This is a genomic window from Thermus hydrothermalis (assembly GCF_022760925.1).
GTDB classification, from domain to species: domain Bacteria; phylum Deinococcota; class Deinococci; order Deinococcales; family Thermaceae; genus Thermus; species Thermus hydrothermalis.
On record NZ_JAKTNT010000002.1, the window covers coordinates 1 to 14,645 of the forward strand.

Annotated in this window: 16 protein-coding genes; 6 read left to right on the top strand and 10 right to left on the bottom strand. The window is 67.6% G+C overall.

Features of this window, described 5'->3' with window-relative positions; translation table 11 throughout:
• Nucleotides 1–80: 80 nt before the first annotated feature.
• From L0C60_RS01230 to pgeF, 7 genes are read right to left on the bottom strand one after another with little or no spacing between them, the layout of a single operon-like run.
• A complete protein-coding gene (locus tag L0C60_RS01230) occupies nucleotides 81–710 on the bottom strand; it encodes a histidine phosphatase family protein (RefSeq protein WP_234504159.1) in 630 nt (209 codons plus the stop codon).
• Entirely contained in the window at nucleotides 707–1,708 is a 1,002-nt protein-coding gene (purM, locus tag L0C60_RS01235) for a phosphoribosylformylglycinamidine cyclo-ligase (RefSeq protein WP_243092419.1), read from the bottom strand. The genes L0C60_RS01230 and purM overlap by 4 nt, the downstream gene beginning before the upstream one ends.
• A gap of 5 nt (nucleotides 1,709–1,713) precedes the next feature.
• Nucleotides 1,714–3,123 (bottom strand): Asp-tRNA(Asn)/Glu-tRNA(Gln) amidotransferase subunit GatB, encoded by a 1,410-nt coding sequence (gene gatB / locus L0C60_RS01240; protein ID WP_243092420.1) that lies wholly within the window; start codon nucleotides 3,121–3,123, stop codon nucleotides 1,714–1,716.
• A 17-nt stretch (nucleotides 3,124–3,140) separates the two neighbouring features.
• Entirely contained in the window at nucleotides 3,141–4,226 is a 1,086-nt protein-coding gene (locus tag L0C60_RS01245; RefSeq protein ID WP_243092421.1) for a type IV pilus twitching motility protein PilT, read from the bottom strand.
• Nucleotides 4,227–4,237: 11 nt separating this feature from the next.
• Nucleotides 4,238–6,907, bottom strand: coding sequence for a type IV pilus assembly ATPase PilB (gene pilB, locus L0C60_RS01250; protein ID WP_234504171.1), 2,670 nt, complete (start codon nucleotides 6,905–6,907; stop codon nucleotides 4,238–4,240).
• Entirely contained in the window at nucleotides 6,904–7,386 is a 483-nt protein-coding gene (locus L0C60_RS01255) for a YqeG family HAD IIIA-type phosphatase (protein WP_234504173.1), read from the bottom strand. The genes pilB and L0C60_RS01255 overlap by 4 nt, the downstream gene beginning before the upstream one ends.
• Nucleotides 7,387–7,421: 35 nt before the next feature.
• Nucleotides 7,422–8,147: a peptidoglycan editing factor PgeF gene (gene pgeF, locus L0C60_RS01260; RefSeq protein WP_234504175.1), complete on the bottom strand. Its 726-nt coding sequence runs from the start codon at nucleotides 8,145–8,147 to the stop codon at nucleotides 7,422–7,424.
• Nucleotides 8,148–8,218: 71 nt separating this feature from the next.
• On the opposite strand from pgeF, the gene L0C60_RS01265 reads away from it, so the two are divergent.
• The gene (locus L0C60_RS01265) at nucleotides 8,219–8,623 is read left to right on the top strand and encodes a DUF4395 domain-containing protein (RefSeq protein ID WP_234504176.1); all 405 of its coding nucleotides are present in this window, start codon (nucleotides 8,219–8,221) and stop codon (nucleotides 8,621–8,623) included.
• On the opposite strand, the gene ribH is transcribed toward L0C60_RS01265, so the two are convergent.
• Entirely contained in the window at nucleotides 8,610–9,083 is a 474-nt protein-coding gene (gene ribH / locus L0C60_RS01270; RefSeq protein ID WP_234504178.1) for a 6,7-dimethyl-8-ribityllumazine synthase, read from the bottom strand. The two genes, L0C60_RS01265 and ribH, sit on opposite strands and share 14 nt — an antisense overlap.
• A 20-nt stretch (nucleotides 9,084–9,103) precedes the next feature.
• Between ribH and crcB the strand changes: the two genes are divergently transcribed.
• Entirely contained in the window at nucleotides 9,104–9,475 is a 372-nt protein-coding gene (gene crcB / locus L0C60_RS01275) for a fluoride efflux transporter CrcB (RefSeq protein WP_234504180.1), read from the top strand.
• Here the strand turns inward: crcB and aroQ are convergent.
• On the bottom strand, nucleotides 9,472–9,909 hold the full coding sequence (gene aroQ, locus L0C60_RS01280; RefSeq protein ID WP_234504182.1) for a type II 3-dehydroquinate dehydratase: 438 nt from the start codon (nucleotides 9,907–9,909) through the stop codon (nucleotides 9,472–9,474). The two genes, crcB and aroQ, sit on opposite strands and share 4 nt — an antisense overlap.
• A gap of 29 nt (nucleotides 9,910–9,938) precedes the next feature.
• Between aroQ and L0C60_RS01285 the strand changes: the two genes are divergently transcribed.
• Entirely contained in the window at nucleotides 9,939–10,907 is a 969-nt protein-coding gene (locus tag L0C60_RS01285; protein ID WP_234504184.1) for a LysM peptidoglycan-binding domain-containing M23 family metallopeptidase, read from the top strand.
• Here L0C60_RS01285 and L0C60_RS01290 read toward each other — a convergent pair.
• Nucleotides 10,899–12,119 (bottom strand): class I SAM-dependent RNA methyltransferase, encoded by a 1,221-nt coding sequence (locus L0C60_RS01290; RefSeq protein ID WP_234504186.1) that lies wholly within the window; start codon nucleotides 12,117–12,119, stop codon nucleotides 10,899–10,901. The two genes, L0C60_RS01285 and L0C60_RS01290, sit on opposite strands and share 9 nt — an antisense overlap.
• 41 nt (nucleotides 12,120–12,160) lie before the next feature.
• On the opposite strand from L0C60_RS01290, the gene L0C60_RS01295 reads away from it, so the two are divergent.
• The 3 genes from L0C60_RS01295 to L0C60_RS01305 are packed head-to-tail and all read left to right on the top strand — an operon-like array spanning nucleotide 12,161 to nucleotide 14,639.
• Nucleotides 12,161–12,814, top strand: a complete 654-nt coding sequence (locus L0C60_RS01295) for a response regulator (protein WP_234504187.1) — start codon at nucleotides 12,161–12,163, stop codon at nucleotides 12,812–12,814.
• On the top strand, nucleotides 12,814–13,800 hold the full coding sequence (locus L0C60_RS01300; RefSeq protein ID WP_234504190.1) for a M20/M25/M40 family metallo-hydrolase: 987 nt from the start codon (nucleotides 12,814–12,816) through the stop codon (nucleotides 13,798–13,800). The genes L0C60_RS01295 and L0C60_RS01300 overlap by 1 nt, the downstream gene beginning before the upstream one ends.
• Before the next feature lie 5 nt (nucleotides 13,801–13,805).
• Nucleotides 13,806–14,639, top strand: coding sequence for a hypothetical protein (locus tag L0C60_RS01305; RefSeq protein ID WP_243092422.1), 834 nt, complete (start codon nucleotides 13,806–13,808; stop codon nucleotides 14,637–14,639).
• Nucleotides 14,640–14,645 lie beyond the last annotated feature (6 nt).

Genomic DNA, 14,645 nt, shown 5'->3' on the forward strand with positions numbered 1-14,645 from the left:
CACGACCTTGCCAAGGTCGGGGTCGCGGGTTCAAGTCCCGTCTCCCGCTCCAAAACCCCGGGCTTTTGGCCCGGGGTTTTTTATTGCACGCTCTCGTCGGAAAGCCAGTCCGCCCAGGTTTCCAGATGGGCCACGTCGGATACGGTGAGCACCTCCCGGTTGGGAAGCTGGATGCGGGTGATGGAGGTGTTGGGGATGTGCACCCGGCGCCAGGCGTGGCCCTCCAGGTCTAGGGCCAGTTTGAGCGCCGCTCGGATCACGCCCCCGTGCGTCACCAGGAGGTGGCGGCCGGGAGGGAGGCTTTCCCAAAAGGAGAGGAGGCGCTGGGCGAGGTCCGCCATGCTCTCTCCCCCGGGACGGGGGGTGTGCCAGGGGTCCTCCTGTGCTTTTCGCATGAAATCGGGGAAACGGGCTTCGGCTTCTTCCCGACCGAGGCCAGCGAGCTCCCCCACGTCAATCTCCCGAAGGAGGGGGGTGGTCTTTAAGGGGAGGCCCAGGACCGCCGCCAAGGGCTCGGCGGTTTCCCTGGCCCGGCGCAGGTCGGAGGAGAATAGCCCGTCAAAGGGAAGGCGGCTTCGGGCCAGGCGCTGGGCCAGGCGGAAGGCCTGGCCGATCCCCACGGGGGAGAGGGGGACGTCCAGGTGGCCTTGGAACCGCTTCTTGACGTTCCACTCCGTTTCGCCGTGGCGGATGAGCCAAAGCTCCTTCATAAGAGGCGCACTCCGCTCCCGCGAACCACCCGGCCCACCCGGTAGCCCTCCACCAGGGCGAGGGCTTTCGCCGCCTCGCTTTCGGGGAGGATGAGGATGAGCCCAAGGCCCATGTTGAAGACCCGGTACATCTCCTCCTCGGGGATCTCCCCCAGGCGTTGCAGGTAGGGGAAGATGGGGGGGATGGGCCAGGTGCCCTTTTGGACCTCCGCCCCCAGGCCTTCGGGAAGGGCGCGGGGGAGGTTCTCGGGAAGCCCGCCGCCCGTGATGTGGGCGATGGCGTGGAGCTCTACCCCCGCTTCCTTCAGGCGCAAGAACTCTTCCAGGTAGGCCCGGTGGGGGCGGAGGAGGGCTTCTTTGAGGCTTTCCCCGAGTTCCGGCACGGGAGCGAAGAGGTCCTGCCCAGCCACTACCTTGCGGATGAGGGAGTAGCCGTTGGTGTGGGGGCCGGTGGAGGGGAGGGCGAGGAGGACGTCCCCTTCCCGCACCCGTTCGGGGCCTAGGATCTCGGAGCGCTCCACCACCCCCACCAGGGTGCCCGCCACGTCCCAGGCCCCTTCCCGGTAGACCCCGGGCATCTCCGCCGTTTCCCCGCCCAAGAGGGGGATGGAGAGGGCCCGGCAGGCCTGGGCCAAGGAGGTGAGAAGGGCGGCGAGGACGGGCTCTTCCAGGCGGCTTGCCGCCAGGTAGTCCAGGAAAAAGAGGGGCCTAGCCCCTTGGCAGAGGAGGTCGTTCACCGAGTGGTTCACCAGGTCAAAGCCGATCCCCGAAACGTCCCCGGCCTCGAGGGCGAGGAGGGTCTTGGTGCCCACCCCGTCTGTGGTGGCCACCAGGACGGGGTGCTCCATCCCCTTTAGGGCCCTGGCGTCAAAGAGCCCGCCAAAGGCCCCTAGGCCTCTAAGGACTTCCTCCGTGTAGGTGGCGGCGATGGCGGCCTTGGCCCGCCTGAGGGCCTCGGCCTTGGCCTCTATGTGGACCCCGGCCTCCTCGTAGCGCATCGGCCCTATCCTACCCCAAGGGCCTCCTGGAGGAGGCGGCGCACCAGGTCGGGCCGGGCCTGGCCCTTGGTCCTCCGCATCACCTGGCCCACCAGGGCGTCCAAGGCCTTGAGCTTGCCTTGGCGCACGCTTTCCGCCGCCTCGGGCATGGCGGCGATCACCTCGGCCACCACCCCCTTTAGGGCGGCCTCGTCCGCTACCACCCTTAGCCCCCGTTCCCGCACCAGGGCCTCGGGGTCTTGGCCTTCCAGGACCTCGGGAAGGAGCGCCTTGGCCACCCGGCTCGTGATCTCTCCCCGTTCGAAAAGGGCCACCAGGCGGGAAAGGCCCTCGGGGGTGAGGCGGGTTTCCTCCAGGGTGAAGCCCTGTTCGTTGAGGAGGCCCGCCACGTCGGCCAAAAGCCAGTTGGCAAGGGCCTGGGGGGAGGCTTCCCCTAGGGCCAGGGCCCGGTCCAGGAAGCGGGCGAGGGAGGGGGTGTAGGCCAGGACCTCGGCGTCCTTTTCCTTGATGCCCAGGGAGCGGTAGCGGGCTTCCTTTTCCCAAGGGAGCTCGGGAAGGTTGGCCCGGATCTCCTCTACCCAAGGGCGAGGGATGGGGATGGGAGGGATGTCGGGCTCGGGGAAGTAGCGGTAGTCCGCCTCCTCCTCCTTGGTGCGCATGGGGTAGGTCTTGCCGCTACCCTCCTCAAAGCCCAGGGTGGCCTGCTTGACCTTTTCCCCCCGCCTAAGGATTTCCGTTTGCCGGCGGATCTCGTACTCCAGGGCCCGCTGGACGCTTTTAAAGGAGTTCAGGTTTTTGATCTCCACCTTGGTGCCCAAGGGCTCCCCTGCCCGGCGCACGGAGACGTTCACGTCGGCCCGTAGCTTTCCCTCCTCGGGGCTCGCCTCGGAGATGCCCAGGGTCTGGACCAGGGCCTGGATGCGCTGGAGGAAGAGCCGGGCCTCCTCGGGGGTGGCGAGGTCGGGCTCGGTGACGAGCTCAATGAGGGGGCTTCCCGCCCGGTTCAGGTCCAGGAGGGTGCGGCCCTCCAGGTGGAGGCTTTTCCCGGCGTCCTCCTCCAGGTGGAGGCGTTTGATGCGCACCTTTCGCCCTCCCAAAGGCAAGGCCCCCCCTTCCCCCAAGGGCAGGTTGTACTGGCTGATCTGGTAGTTCTTGGGCAGGTCGGGGTAGAAGTAGTTCTTGCGGTGGAAGAGGAGCTTCTCCGGCACCCGGCTTCCCAGGGCCAGGGCGAGGCGCAGGCCGAACTCCACCGCTTTCCGGTTGGGGACGGGCAGGGTCCCGGGAAGGCCTAGGCAGATGGGGCAGACGTGGGTGTTGGGCTCGGCCCCAAAGTAGTCGGCTTGGCAGCCGCAAAAGGCCTTGGTCCGGGTTTTCAGGTGGAGGTGGACCTCGAGGCCGATGACGGCTTCGTACATGCCCTAAAGTTTACCCGTTAGCGCTTCGCCCCTTCCTGCACCCCAGCGAGGCGCATGAACTCCTTGGGGTCCACGGCCCGGGCGAGGCCTAGCTCGTAGGTGATGAGCTTGCGCTTGTAGAGATCGGCCAGGCAGGCGTCCATGGTGATCATGCCGTACTGGCCCCCCGTTTGGATCACGCTCCGGAGCTGGTGGCTTTTGCCCTCGCGGATGAGGGCCCGCACCGCTGGGGTGGCGATCATGAGCTCGTAGGCCAGGACCCGCCCCCCGCCAAAGGCCTTGGGGAGGAGTTGCTGGGTGAGCACGGCCACCAGGTTGTTGGAAAGCTGCACCCGCACCTGCTCCTGCTGGTTTTCCGGGAAGACGTCAATGATGCGGTCAATGGTTTCCGGGGCGGAGTTGGTATGCAGGGTGCCCATGACCAGGTGGCCGGTTTCGGCGGCGGTGATGGCGGCGGCGATGGTTTCGTAGTCCCGCATCTCCCCCACCAGGATCACGTCCGGCGCCTGGCGCAACACGCTCCTTAGGGCCTTGTGGAAGCTGTGGGTGTCAGCCCCGATCTCCCGTTGGTTGATGATGGCCTTCTTGTGCCGGTGGAAAAACTCTATGGGGTCCTCAATGGTGACGATGTGCACCGGCTTGCGCTCGTTGATGTAGTCAATCATGGAGGCCAAGGTGGTGCTCTTGCCGCTTCCCGTGGGGCCCGTCACCAGGACCAAGCCCCTGGGGGCCATGGCGATCTCGGCAATGTTCTTGGGCAGACCTAGCTCCTCAAAGCTCTTGATGACCGCCGGCACCACCCGGAGGACCCCCCCCACGCTTCCCCGCTGGAGGAAGACGTTCACCCGGTAGCGCCCTTTGCCCGGGAGGCTAAAGGAGAAGTCCAGCTCCTTCTCCTCCTCAAAGACCCGCTGCTGCTTCTCGTCCATGAGGGCGTACATGAGGCGCCGGGTGTCCTGGGGGCTTAGGGGCTCGTACTCCGTGGGGTGGAACTCCCCGTCCACCTTGATCATGGGGGGGAGGCCCACGGTGATCACCAGGTCGCTGGCTCCCCGCTCCACGGCCAGGGTCAAAAGGTCCACGATATCCGGGGTCTTGGGCATGACTGCCTCCTTCACTCAATGGTACGCGCCAGGACCTCCTCGAGGGTGGTAATCCCCTGGAGGGCCTTGTAGACGCCGTCTTCCCGCAAGGTCCTCATGCCCTTCTTGCGGGCGATCTCCTTGATTTCCGTGGCGGACTTCCCCGCCACGATGGCGTGGCGGATCTCGTCGTCCACCACCAGAAGCTCGTGGATGGCGTAGCGGCCCTTGTACCCCGTGCCCCCGCACCGCTCGCATCCCGTGCCCTTGTAGAGCTTCACCCCTTGCATCTCCTCCTCGGGGATGCCGAGCCGGCGGAGCACCTCCGGGTCGGGCTTCACCTCCACTTTGCAGTGGTCGCAGATCTTGCGCACCAGGCGCTGGGAAAGGACGCCGATAAGGGCAGCGGAGATGTTGAAAAGCTCCACCCCCATCTCGTCCAAGCGGGTGATGGCCTGGGCGGCGTCGTTGGTGTGCAGGGTGGCGATGACCAGGTGGCCGGTGAGGGCCGCTTCCGTGGCGATCTTGGCGGTTTCCGAGTCGCGGATCTCCCCCACCATGATGATGTCCGGGTCCTGGCGCAGGAAGGCGCGCAAGGCCCGGGCGAAGGTGAGCCCGGCCTGGGGGTTCACCTGGGTCTGGTTGATGCCGGGGATCTCGTACTCCACGGGGTCTTCAATGGTCTGGGTGTTCTTATCGGGGGTGGCGATGCGCTTCAGGATGGAAAAGGTGGTGAAGCTCTTGCCGCTTCCCGTGGGGCCGGTGATAAGGAAGATGCCGTAGGGTTTGGAGATCACCTCCTGGAAGCGCTCAAAGACCCCGGGGGCAAAGCCCAGTTGCTCTATCTCGGGGATGTCCGCCGCCTTCTTCAAAAGGCGCATCACCGCCTTTTCCCCGTAGACCGTGGGCAGGGTGGAAAGCCGCAGGTCCACGTCAATGGCCCCTTCCCGGTAGCGCACGCGGCCGTCCTGGGGGAGGCGCTTTTCCGCGATGTTGAGCCCGCCCATGATCTTGATGACGCTGATCACCGGACCCAAGGCCCCCTTGGGCAAGGTGGTGTACTGGCGCAAGGTGCCGTCAATCCTAAGGCGCACCAGGACGTCCGACTGCCTGGGCTCCACGTGGATATCGGAAGCGTCTTGGAGGTAGGCCTCCCGGATCACCTGCTTGACGAAGCGCTGGGCGGCGCTTTCGTCTAGCTCCGTGGTGAGGGCTTCCTCCTCCGCCTGGTACCCCTTGGAGAGCTCCTTGGCCAACTCACCGAGCTCCTCCTTGCCGTAGAAGCGCTCAATGAGCTTGACGATGGCCGCTTCGGTGGCCACGGCGGGGGTCACCTCGTACCCCAGGCCCTTCCGCTTCAAGGCCAGGCGCACGTCGTCCAGGGCCAGGATGTTCCGGGGGTCTTTCATGAGGAGGACCAAGGTTTTCCCCTCCAGGTGGTGGGGGAAGACGCCGTAGCGCCGGGCCAGATCCTCGGGGATGAGGAGGGCGGCCCCGGGGTCCGGGGGGTTTTCCTGGGGGTCAATGTAGGGGTAGCCCAGCTGGGCGGCCACCGCCTGGGCCAAAGCCTCGGGCTTGAGCTTGCCCGACTGGACCAGGGTGTCCTCCAGGCGGCCTCCCCCTTGGCGTTGCTTCTTGAGGGCCTCCTCCACGTCCTCGGGGCGGGCGAGGCCCAGCTCCACCAGGATCTCCCCCAGAGGCTTCGCCTTGGGGAGGCGCTTTTGCACCTCCAAGGCCTCCCGCAGGTGTTCCCGGCTCAGGCGGCCCTCCTGCACCAAGACCTCGCCCAACCGCCCCTTTTCCGGGTAGGCCCGGTGGAAGAGGGCCTCCCAGGCCTTGGGCAGGGTGAGGTAGAAGCGAGCGGGGCGGCCCAAAAGCTCCTCCACCGCCTCCTTGTGCCGGGGGTCAGCCAGGACCACCTCCACCTTGCCCTCGCGGATGGCCACGGGGACGGCGCTAAAGCGCAAGGCGTCCGAGCGGAGGAGGAGGGCGGTGGCGGCGGGGTCAGGAGTTAGCCCTTCGGTGGTGGGCAAAAATTCTAGCCCCTTTTGCTCGGCCAGCGCACGGTAGAGGGCTTCTTCGGAAAGGCCCTTGCGCACCAGGATCTGGCCCAAAAGGTCCCCCGTCCTCTCCTGCTCCACCAAGGCCTCCTCCAGGGTTTCCCGGTCAATGAGGCCCTTCCCTAGGAGGAGTTCCCCTAGCCGAAGCTCCCCTTGGCTTGGGCCTGTGGGCGGGGGCGGGAGGGGCAGGCCGAGCTCGGGGTAGTGCTTGGCCAGGGCGTACTGGAAGGCGCTCTTGGTGGCCTGGTAGGGCTCCACCACGAGGCCCGTGAGGTCCTCCACCTCCTCGAGGGCCAAGGTGTCCAAGGGGTTCACGAAGGCCACCCGCACCACCCCCGCCTCCTCGTCCAGGGCGAAGGGGATGGCCCCCAGCTCCTTGGCCTTCTCCGCTGGCAAGAGGGCCTTTACCTTCGGGGGGATTTCCAGCTGGTGGAGCTCCACCAGGGGGATTCCGAAGTGGTCCTCAATGGCCTGGGCGATGCGCCTTTCCGAGAGGAGGCCCGAGTCCACGATGACCTCCGCCAGGCTTCCCCCCACCTCCCGGTGCTTCTCCAGGGCGAGTTGGAGCTCCTCGTCCGTGAGGAGCCCCGCATCCAAAAGGATGGCCCCAAGCCGCTTGTCGCCGATGGTCAGCACGCTCATGGACTCCCTCCCCAGGGTTTCCTAAACGGAGTTTCCAGCATCCGTATGAAACGCGTGTAAAAGAATTCCTTTTCCCGCAAGGGGGGCACCAAGACGGTGTAGGCCCCCACCAGGTTCCCCCCCAGGATGTCGGTGAAGACCTGGTCCCCCACCACCGCCACCTCCCGGGCGGGAAGGCCTAGGGCCTTGAGGGCCTTGGCGAAGCCCAGCCAGGGCTTCAGGGCGGGGGCGTGGCCGGGAAGGCCAAGCCGCTTCTGCACCCGGGCAAAGCGCTCGGGCAGGGCGTTGGAAAGGAGGTAGATGGGCACCGCCTCCTTAAGGGCGGAAAGCCAAGCGGCGTACTCGGCGGGAAGGGCCTCTTCCCCATAGGGCAAGAGGGTGTTGTCCAGGTCCAGGATAACCCCCTTAAGCCCCCGCTCTTTAAGCCAGGAAGGGGTGAGGTTAAGGAGGGAAGGGAGGACCTCCCGGGGGAAGAGCATGGCCTTATTGTGCCACGCCCCGGGTGAACGCCGCCTTAACGGGGAAGCATCACAAGACCCCACATCCTCCCCGTCTTCCCCCGGTCGCGGCGGTGGGAGAAGAGGGCCGGGGAACAGGCGGTGCAAAGCCTAATCCGGTAGATGCGCTTTTCCGAAAGCCCGCTCCGTTTCGCCTGGAGCAGGATTGCCTCCTCCAGGTCCAGGAGGTACTTGCCCGGGGCGCCTTCGTCCTTGCGGAAGGTGGGAAGACAGGCCTTTTGGAAGGCCTCCACTACCTCCTCCCCCACCTGGTAGCAGCACCCTCCGATGCCGGGGCCTATGGCCAGGTGGGTTGCCTTGGGGTCTAGTCCTAGGGCCTCGAGGAGGGCGAGGGCCTTGGGCAAAATCCCTCCCACCACGCCCCGCCAGCCGGCGTGCAGGGCGGCCACCGCCCCTTGGGGGTGGTAGAGGAGGAGGGGGTAGCAGTCCGCCACCCCCACCCGGAGGAGGAGGCCCGGGGTGGTGGTGAGGAGGCCATCCCCTTCCCAGACCCCGGGGCCCTCCACGAGGTGGACTTCGGTGCCGTGCACCTGCTTGAGGGCCGCCACCGGGGGGTTGCCGAAGGCGGTTAGGACCCGGCCTTGGTTCTCCGCCACCTTTTTGGGGTCATCCCCGGTGGCGGGGGAGAGGTTCAGGCTGGCGTAGGGGCCTTGGGAAACCCCGCCCAGCCGGGTGGTGAAGCCGTGGGGTGTGGGCAAGGGGGTGGTGAGGAGGGGGACCACGGGACCATTCTGCCACGGGGAGTGTGCCCTTTACCCCTAAGCCTCACAGGCTTAGGTGTATAGTGAAGGCCATGAAGACGGACCGGAACCAGCTCCGCTTCAACCAGGCCCTCTTGGTCCTCCTTCTGCCCCTGGCGGCCCTTATGGACCTCCCCTGGCTGGTGTACGCCCTCTTCCTCCTCATGGCGAGCCAGCACACCCCGTTTGACCTGATGGTGGCCCTCAAGCGGCTCCTTCGGGTGCCGCCCCAGCCCGTGGAGGAGGACCCGAGGCCCCACCGGTTCGCCCGCACCCTGGGAGCGGTCTTCCTGGGCCTGGCCTCCCTTTTCCTCCTCCTGGGCCTGAAGGGGGTGGGCTACGCCTTGGCCCTTTTGGTGGCCCTCTTGGCCTTCATCAACCTGGCCTTTGGCTTTTGCCTGGGCTGCTTCCTCTACCTCCACCTCCGCTACGCCCGGGCCCTTTTCACCGGGAAATAACCTCCAGGAGGCGCACCATCTCAATGGCGGTGAAAACCGCCTCGGCGCCCTTGTTTCCCGCCTTGCCCCCGGCGCGCTCCTGGGCCTCCTCGGGGGTGTTGGTGGTGAGGACGCCGAAGACGATGGGCTTTTCCGTTTGGAGCATGGCCTGCATGAGGCCGCTTGCCGCCTGGGCGGCCACGTACTCAAAGTGGGGGGTTTCCCCCCGCACCACGGCCCCTAAGGCCACCACGGCGTCCACGTCGGGGCGCTGGGCCAGGCGTTTGGCCACCAGGGGAAGCTCAAAGGAGCCGGGCACCCAGGCCACCAGGACCTCCGCCGGGTCGCCCCCGAGCCGGGCGTAGGCCTCGAGGGCCCCCTCCAAGAGGAGCTTGGTCACCCGCTCGTTGAAGCGGCCCACGGCGATGGCGAGCCGCACGCCTTTGGCGGTGAGGATGGGGGAGAGGGTCTTGGGCTTCATGGCCTAAATATACTTTCCGCATGGAGCGCTACCTCCTGGTGGCTTTGGGCGGGGCCTTGGGCTCGGCCTTGCGCTACGGGCTTGGGGCCTACGTCCAAGGGCTTTTGGGCCCGGGCTTTCCCTATAGCACCCTGTTCGTGAACGCCCTGGGGAGCTTCCTCATCGGGGCGGTCTTGCGGCTTTCCCTGGAAGGGGCCCTTTCCCCCGAGGCGCGGCTTTTCCTGGCGGTGGGGGTCCTGGGCGGGTTCACCACCTTCTCCACCCTTAGCTACGAGACCCTGGCCCTGTTGCAGGACGGGGAGGTGGGGCAGGCCTTGGCCTACGTGGGCCTAAGCTTGGGCCTGGGGCTTTTGCTGGTGTACGTGGGCTACCGCCTAGCGGGGCTTCTCTAGCCCACCTCCAGGACCTCGGCCAGGTAGGTGAGGGCGAGCTTGTAGGAAAGGGGTCCAAAGCCGGAGATGATTCCCCGGCAGGCCCCGGCGGTCACGGAGTGCTGGCGGAAGGGCTCCCGGGCGTGGAGGTTCGTCAGGTGGACCTCCACCACGGGGAGGGGCTGGGCCCGGATAGCGTCCAGGAGGGCGTAGGAGTAGTGGGTGAGGGCCCCGGGGTTGAGGACGATGGCCAAAAACCCCTCCCGGTGGGCCTGCTGCACCCATTCAATGAGCTGCCCCTCGTAGTTGCTCTGGCGGAAGGCCACCCCGAGGCCGAGCTCCGCGCCCCAGGCCTCGCACAGGGCCTCCAGTTCCTCTAACGTGGTGCGGCCGTACACCTCGGGCTCCCGCGTTCCCAACAGGTTCAGGTTAGGACCGTTTAGGATCAGGACCATAGGGGCTCCTTTCCCCCTAGCATAAGGGCATGCCCCGCTTTCTTCCCCTGGCCTTTTTCGTCCTCCTGGCCATGGCCCAGGTGCACACCGTGGCCCCCGGGGAAACCCTTTACGGCATCGCCCGGCGCTACGGGGTGCGGGTGGAGGACCTTGCCCGTTGGAACGGCCTTTCCGACCCCAACCGCATCCGGGCTGGCCAGGTCCTGTGGGTGGGGCTTTGGGAGGTTCCCTTGCCCCGGGGGCGGCTTTGGGCTTCCTTCCCGGTCCAGGGGCGGGCCTTTGGCCTGCGGGTGGAGGGGTATGGGGCGGGGGAGGTGGCTTTCCTTGGGGTCCGCTACCCCTTGGCGCCGGGAAAGGGCGGGCTTTGGGGCCTCCTGGCGGTGGGGGCCTTGGTGGAGCCGGGGGAGTACCCCTTGCGCCTCTTCCTGGATGGGGAGGAAAAAGAGGTTTCCCTCAAGGTGGCCCCGGGGGGCTATGGGCAGGAGGCCTTGGCCCTCACCCCTGGCCTCGAGGCCCTCCTCAAGGACCCCGGCGTGAAGGCGGAACGGGAGCGGGTGGTGGCCGCCTGCCCCAAGGAGGGACCCCTCGCTTTCGCCCAGGCCTTCCGCCCTCCCTTGGAAGGCGGCCGGATCACAAGCCCTTTCGGCACCCGCAGGCGGTATGGGCACCTCTTCGCCTCCTACCACGAGGGCTTGGACTTCGCCGCTCCCCTGGGTACGCCGGTGCGGGCGGTGGCCGAGGGGGTGGTGGTCCTTTCGGAAAGGCTAAAGGTGCGGGGCGAGGCGGTGGTCCTGGCCCACGGGATGGGGCTTTGCACCGGGTACTGGCACCTTAAAGAGCGCCGGGTGCGGGTGGGAGAGCGGGTGAAGGCCGGGGAGGTATTGGGGCTTTTGGGGAGCACGGGGCTTTCCACGGGGCCCCACCTGCACCTGGAGGTGCGCCTCCAGGGGGTGCCCGTGGACCCCGCCCCCTTTTTCCATGGGCTTCCCCTACCCTAGCCGGAGAAGGGAGAGGACCTCCACGTGGTGGGTGAAGGGGAAGAAATCGTAAGGCCGCACGAAGCTCAAGCGGTAGCCTCCCCGCACCAACTCCCCCACGTCCCGGGCCCAGGTGGCGGGGTCGCAGGCGATGTAGAGGACCTCTTCGGGACGGCTTTCCAGAAGGTAGGCCCGCACCTCGGGGGCGAGCCCGGCCCGGGGCGGGTCCACCGCCACCAGGTCAAACCGCCCAAACCGAGGGGCTTCCCGGACATCCCCCCGGTGGAAGCGGAGGTTTTCCACCCCAAGCCGCTTCCGGTCCGCCTCGCCCCGGCGCACCGCCTCCTTGCTCACCTCCACCGCCACCACCTCCCGGTAGCGGGGGGCGAGGAGGAGGGAGAGGAGGCCGCTTCCCGCGTAGAGCTCCAAGGCCCTTTCCCCCCCGGAAACGAGCCCGGTTGCCTCGGCGAAGAGCTCCCCGGCCGCCAAGGGGTTCACCTGGCTGAAGCTTTCCACGCTCACCGTGGCGGTGAGGGGGCCAAAGCGCTCTAGGAGGGTTCTCTCCCCATAGAGGGGCGTTACCCGGCCGCGGAAGCGCCCCTTGGGGGAGGGCTCCGCCCAGACCACCCCGGCGAAGCCCTCCTTCACCAGGGCCTTGGCGGGGCGCTTTAGGGCCTCGAGGCTCCCCCCGACGAGGCCGAGGAGGACCTTTCCTGTCAGGAGGCTTCCCCTAAGGGCCACCTCCTCCACGGGAAGGGGCCAGGTCCTTAAGAGGGCGAAGGCGGAGGCCAGGGGCTCGGCCAAGAGGGGGTCCTCCTCCAGGGGGTAGAGGGCGTGGCTTTCGGGAAGGCGGTAGGCGAGGCCCCCCAAGGGGTAGCGGGCGTACTGGGCGGCGGTGCGGTAGCCCAGGGGCCTGGGCGAAGGACGAATGGGAAGGAGAGGGGCTTCCAGTTTGGCGATGCGCGCTAGGGCGTCTCCTACCAGGGCTTCCTTGAGGGGGAGTTGGGCCTCGTAGGCCAAGGGAAGGTCGGCGGAGGGGGGGAGGGGGTGTGGGTAACGCTCTGGATGGGGTTCTAAGAGCTCCACTTCTTCCAGGAAGAGGGCTCCCTTGCGCCGCACGGGTATCCCCCGCACCACCTCCCCCGGCAGGGCCCCCTTGACCAGGATGGCTCCTTCCTCCGTGCGGGCGAGGCCGTAGCCTCCCGGAACGAGCTTTTCTATGCGTACCTGCATCCCCTTACCATACCAGAGGGCCCAGGGGCTAAGATGGAGGGGTGATCCGGGTACTGCTAGCGGACGACCATGCCCTCTTCCGCCAAGGGCTAAAGAGCCTCTTGGAGGCGGAAGGGGATTTCCGGGTGGTGGGGGAGGCCAAGGACGGGTGGGAGGCCATGCGGCACGCCCTCGAGGCCAAGCCGGACGTGATCCTCATGGACATCCAGATGCCGGGCCTGGACGGGGTGCAGGCCACCCAGGCCATCCTCAAGGAGTGGCCCGAGGCCAAGGTCATCATGCTCACCATGTACCGCCAGGACGCCTACGTGTTTGAGGCGGTGAAGGCGGGGGCCCGGGGCTACCTCCTGAAGGACACGGATGCGCAGGAGCTCATCGGGGCCATCCGCCGGGTGCACGCCGGCGAGGTGCTTTTGGATGCGGAGCTCGCCGGGCGCATCATCCAGGACTTCCGGGCCAAGAAGGAGGCCCAGGCCCCCTTGCACGCCGAGCTTTCCGAGCGGGAGGTGCAGATCCTCAAGTTGGTGGCCCAGGGCTACACCAACCTGGAGATCGCCGCCGAGCTCGGCCTTTCCGAGAAGACGGTGCGCAACCGCCTTTCCGAGATCTTCCAGAAGCTCCACCTCAACAACCGCACCCAGGCGGCCCTTTACGCCATCCGCGAGGGGCTTGCCCAACCCGAGCCGGAAGAGTAGTGGACCCGGTGCGCCACCTCCTGGAGCTTGCCCCCTTGGCGGGGGAAGAGGCGCGGGGGGGCTATGTGGCCCGCCACCTCCCCGGGGCGCAAAGGGACGGGGTGGGGAACGTGTGGGCGGGGGAGGGGAGGATCCTCCTCCTCGCCCACCTGGACACCGTCTTGCCCCCTGCCTCTCCCAGGTGGGTGGGGGAGCGGCTTTATGGGCCTGGGGTGGGGGATAACTCGGCGGGGGTGGCCGTCCTCCTCTCCCTACCCCCCTTGCCCGGGGTGGTGCGGGGCTTCACCGTGGGGGAGGAAGGGCTTGGGAACCTCAAGGGGGCCCGTGCCCTGGTGGCGGCCCTGGAGCCCCAGGTGGTGGTGGCGGTGGACGGCTACCTGCCCGGGGTGGTGGACCGCGCCCTGGGCTCGGTGCGCCTAAGGCTCCGGTTTTCCGGCCCCGGGGGCCACGCCTGGGGGGACCGGGGGAGCCCCAACCCTGTCTTCGCCCTGGCGGAGGCCTTGGCGGGGCTTCCTCCTTTGGTGGCGGGCCTCGAGGCCAGCATAAACGCCAGCGGCCTCAAGGGAGGTGAGGCGGTGAACGCCATCCCCGAGGAGGCGGAGGCCCTTTTGGAGGTGCGCTCCCCCGACCCCCTTCTCCTGGAAGACCGGGTGCGGGCGGTCTTGGACCTGGTGGCGGACGTGGCCAGGCGCCACCGGGTGGCGCTTTCCTGGGAGGAGCTCGGCCGTAGGCCTGCGGGAACCACCGCCACGCCCGGGCTTCTCCGGGCGGCCGAGGCGGCTTTGGCCGCCGTTGGGGAAAAGCCCCTTTTCCAGCCCGGTTCCACCGACGCCAGCGCCGCCATTGAACGGGGTATCCCCGCCCTGGCCCTGGGGGTTTACCGGGGAGGAGGGGCGCACACGCAGGAGGAGTGGGTCCTCCCCCAAAGCCTCTGGGAGGGGCGCACGGCGCTTCTCGCCTTTCTTGAGCGGCTTGGCGTAGGATAGGGCGTATGCGCGTGGGCGTCCTCAAAGGCTTCCTCTCCCGGCGGTACCTGGGCTTCTGGGAGGCGTACTTGGAGGCGCTGGGGGTGGAGGTGGTGCGGGCCGAGGTGGCGCCCGACCTCCGCCAGCCCTACTGCCTCCCGGTCCAGGGGCTTCTCGCCCAGGTGGAGGCCCTGAAGGCCCAGGGGGTGGACTACCTCCTCCTCCCCGACCTCCAGGGTGGGGTGGAGTCGGAGAAGGGCGGGGGGCAGTGTCCCTGGCTTCTGGACCTCGAGGCCACCCTCCTCCGCTACTTTCCCGGGCTTCCCCCGGTGCTCAAGGTGCCGGCGGAGCTTTCGGGAAGGGTCTTGGGGCGGGCGGGGGAGGTGGGGCAGATCCTCACGCAAAACCCCATGCTGGTGGGCCGGGCCCTGGACCGGGTCAAAAGCCTCCTCAAGCCTCCTCCTCCCCTCAAGTCCCCCCCGGGGAGCGTGGGGGTGGTGGCCCAGCCCTACCTCCTGGAGGACGAGGCCTTCCGGGAGACGGTGGAGGCGGCCCTGCGCAAGGTGGACCTCCTTCCCTTCTTCCCCGACCTGCCCCCGGAAAAGCTTCGGGAAGAGGGCGATAAGCTCCTTCCCATGGACCTGCCCACGGACAAGGAGCTTTTGGGCATGGTCCACTACCTCCACCGCCTGGGTCGGGTGAAGGGCCTTCTCCTGGTGGTTTCCTACGCCTGTCCCCCCATCCCGGGCCTCCTCAGGCGGGCGGCCCGGAGGCTCGCCAAGCCCCACCGCCTCCTCACCCTGGGGGAGGACTGGACGGAAAGCCTAAAGGCCCTCAAGGCGGAGATGGCGGCTCTATAGGGGCCC

Excerpts from the sequence above, each read along its gene's own strand:
- L0C60_RS01230 (WP_234504159.1), bottom strand. The coding sequence starts at position 710 with ATGAAGGAGCTTTGGCTCATCCGCCACGGCGAAACGGAGTGGAACGTC.
- purM (WP_243092419.1), bottom strand. The coding sequence starts at position 1,708 with ATGCGCTACGAGGAGGCCGGGGTCCACATAGAGGCCAAGGCCGAGGCC.
- gatB (WP_243092420.1), bottom strand. The coding sequence starts at position 3,123 with ATGTACGAAGCCGTCATCGGCCTCGAGGTCCACCTCCACCTGAAAACC.
- L0C60_RS01245 (WP_243092421.1), bottom strand. The coding sequence starts at position 4,226 with ATGCCCAAGACCCCGGATATCGTGGACCTTTTGACCCTGGCCGTGGAG.
- pilB (WP_234504171.1), bottom strand. The coding sequence starts at position 6,907 with ATGAGCGTGCTGACCATCGGCGACAAGCGGCTTGGGGCCATCCTTTTG.
- L0C60_RS01255 (WP_234504173.1), bottom strand. The coding sequence starts at position 7,386 with ATGCTCTTCCCCCGGGAGGTCCTCCCTTCCCTCCTTAACCTCACCCCT.
- L0C60_RS01265 (WP_234504176.1), top strand. The coding sequence starts at position 8,219 with ATGAAGACGGACCGGAACCAGCTCCGCTTCAACCAGGCCCTCTTGGTC.
- ribH (WP_234504178.1), bottom strand. The coding sequence starts at position 9,083 with ATGAAGCCCAAGACCCTCTCCCCCATCCTCACCGCCAAAGGCGTGCGG.
- crcB (WP_234504180.1), top strand. The coding sequence starts at position 9,104 with ATGGAGCGCTACCTCCTGGTGGCTTTGGGCGGGGCCTTGGGCTCGGCC.
- aroQ (WP_234504182.1), bottom strand. The coding sequence starts at position 9,909 with ATGGTCCTGATCCTAAACGGTCCTAACCTGAACCTGTTGGGAACGCGG.
- L0C60_RS01285 (WP_234504184.1), top strand. The coding sequence starts at position 9,939 with ATGCCCCGCTTTCTTCCCCTGGCCTTTTTCGTCCTCCTGGCCATGGCC.
- L0C60_RS01290 (WP_234504186.1), bottom strand. The coding sequence starts at position 12,119 with ATGCAGGTACGCATAGAAAAGCTCGTTCCGGGAGGCTACGGCCTCGCC.
- L0C60_RS01305 (WP_243092422.1), top strand. The coding sequence starts at position 13,806 with ATGCGCGTGGGCGTCCTCAAAGGCTTCCTCTCCCGGCGGTACCTGGGC.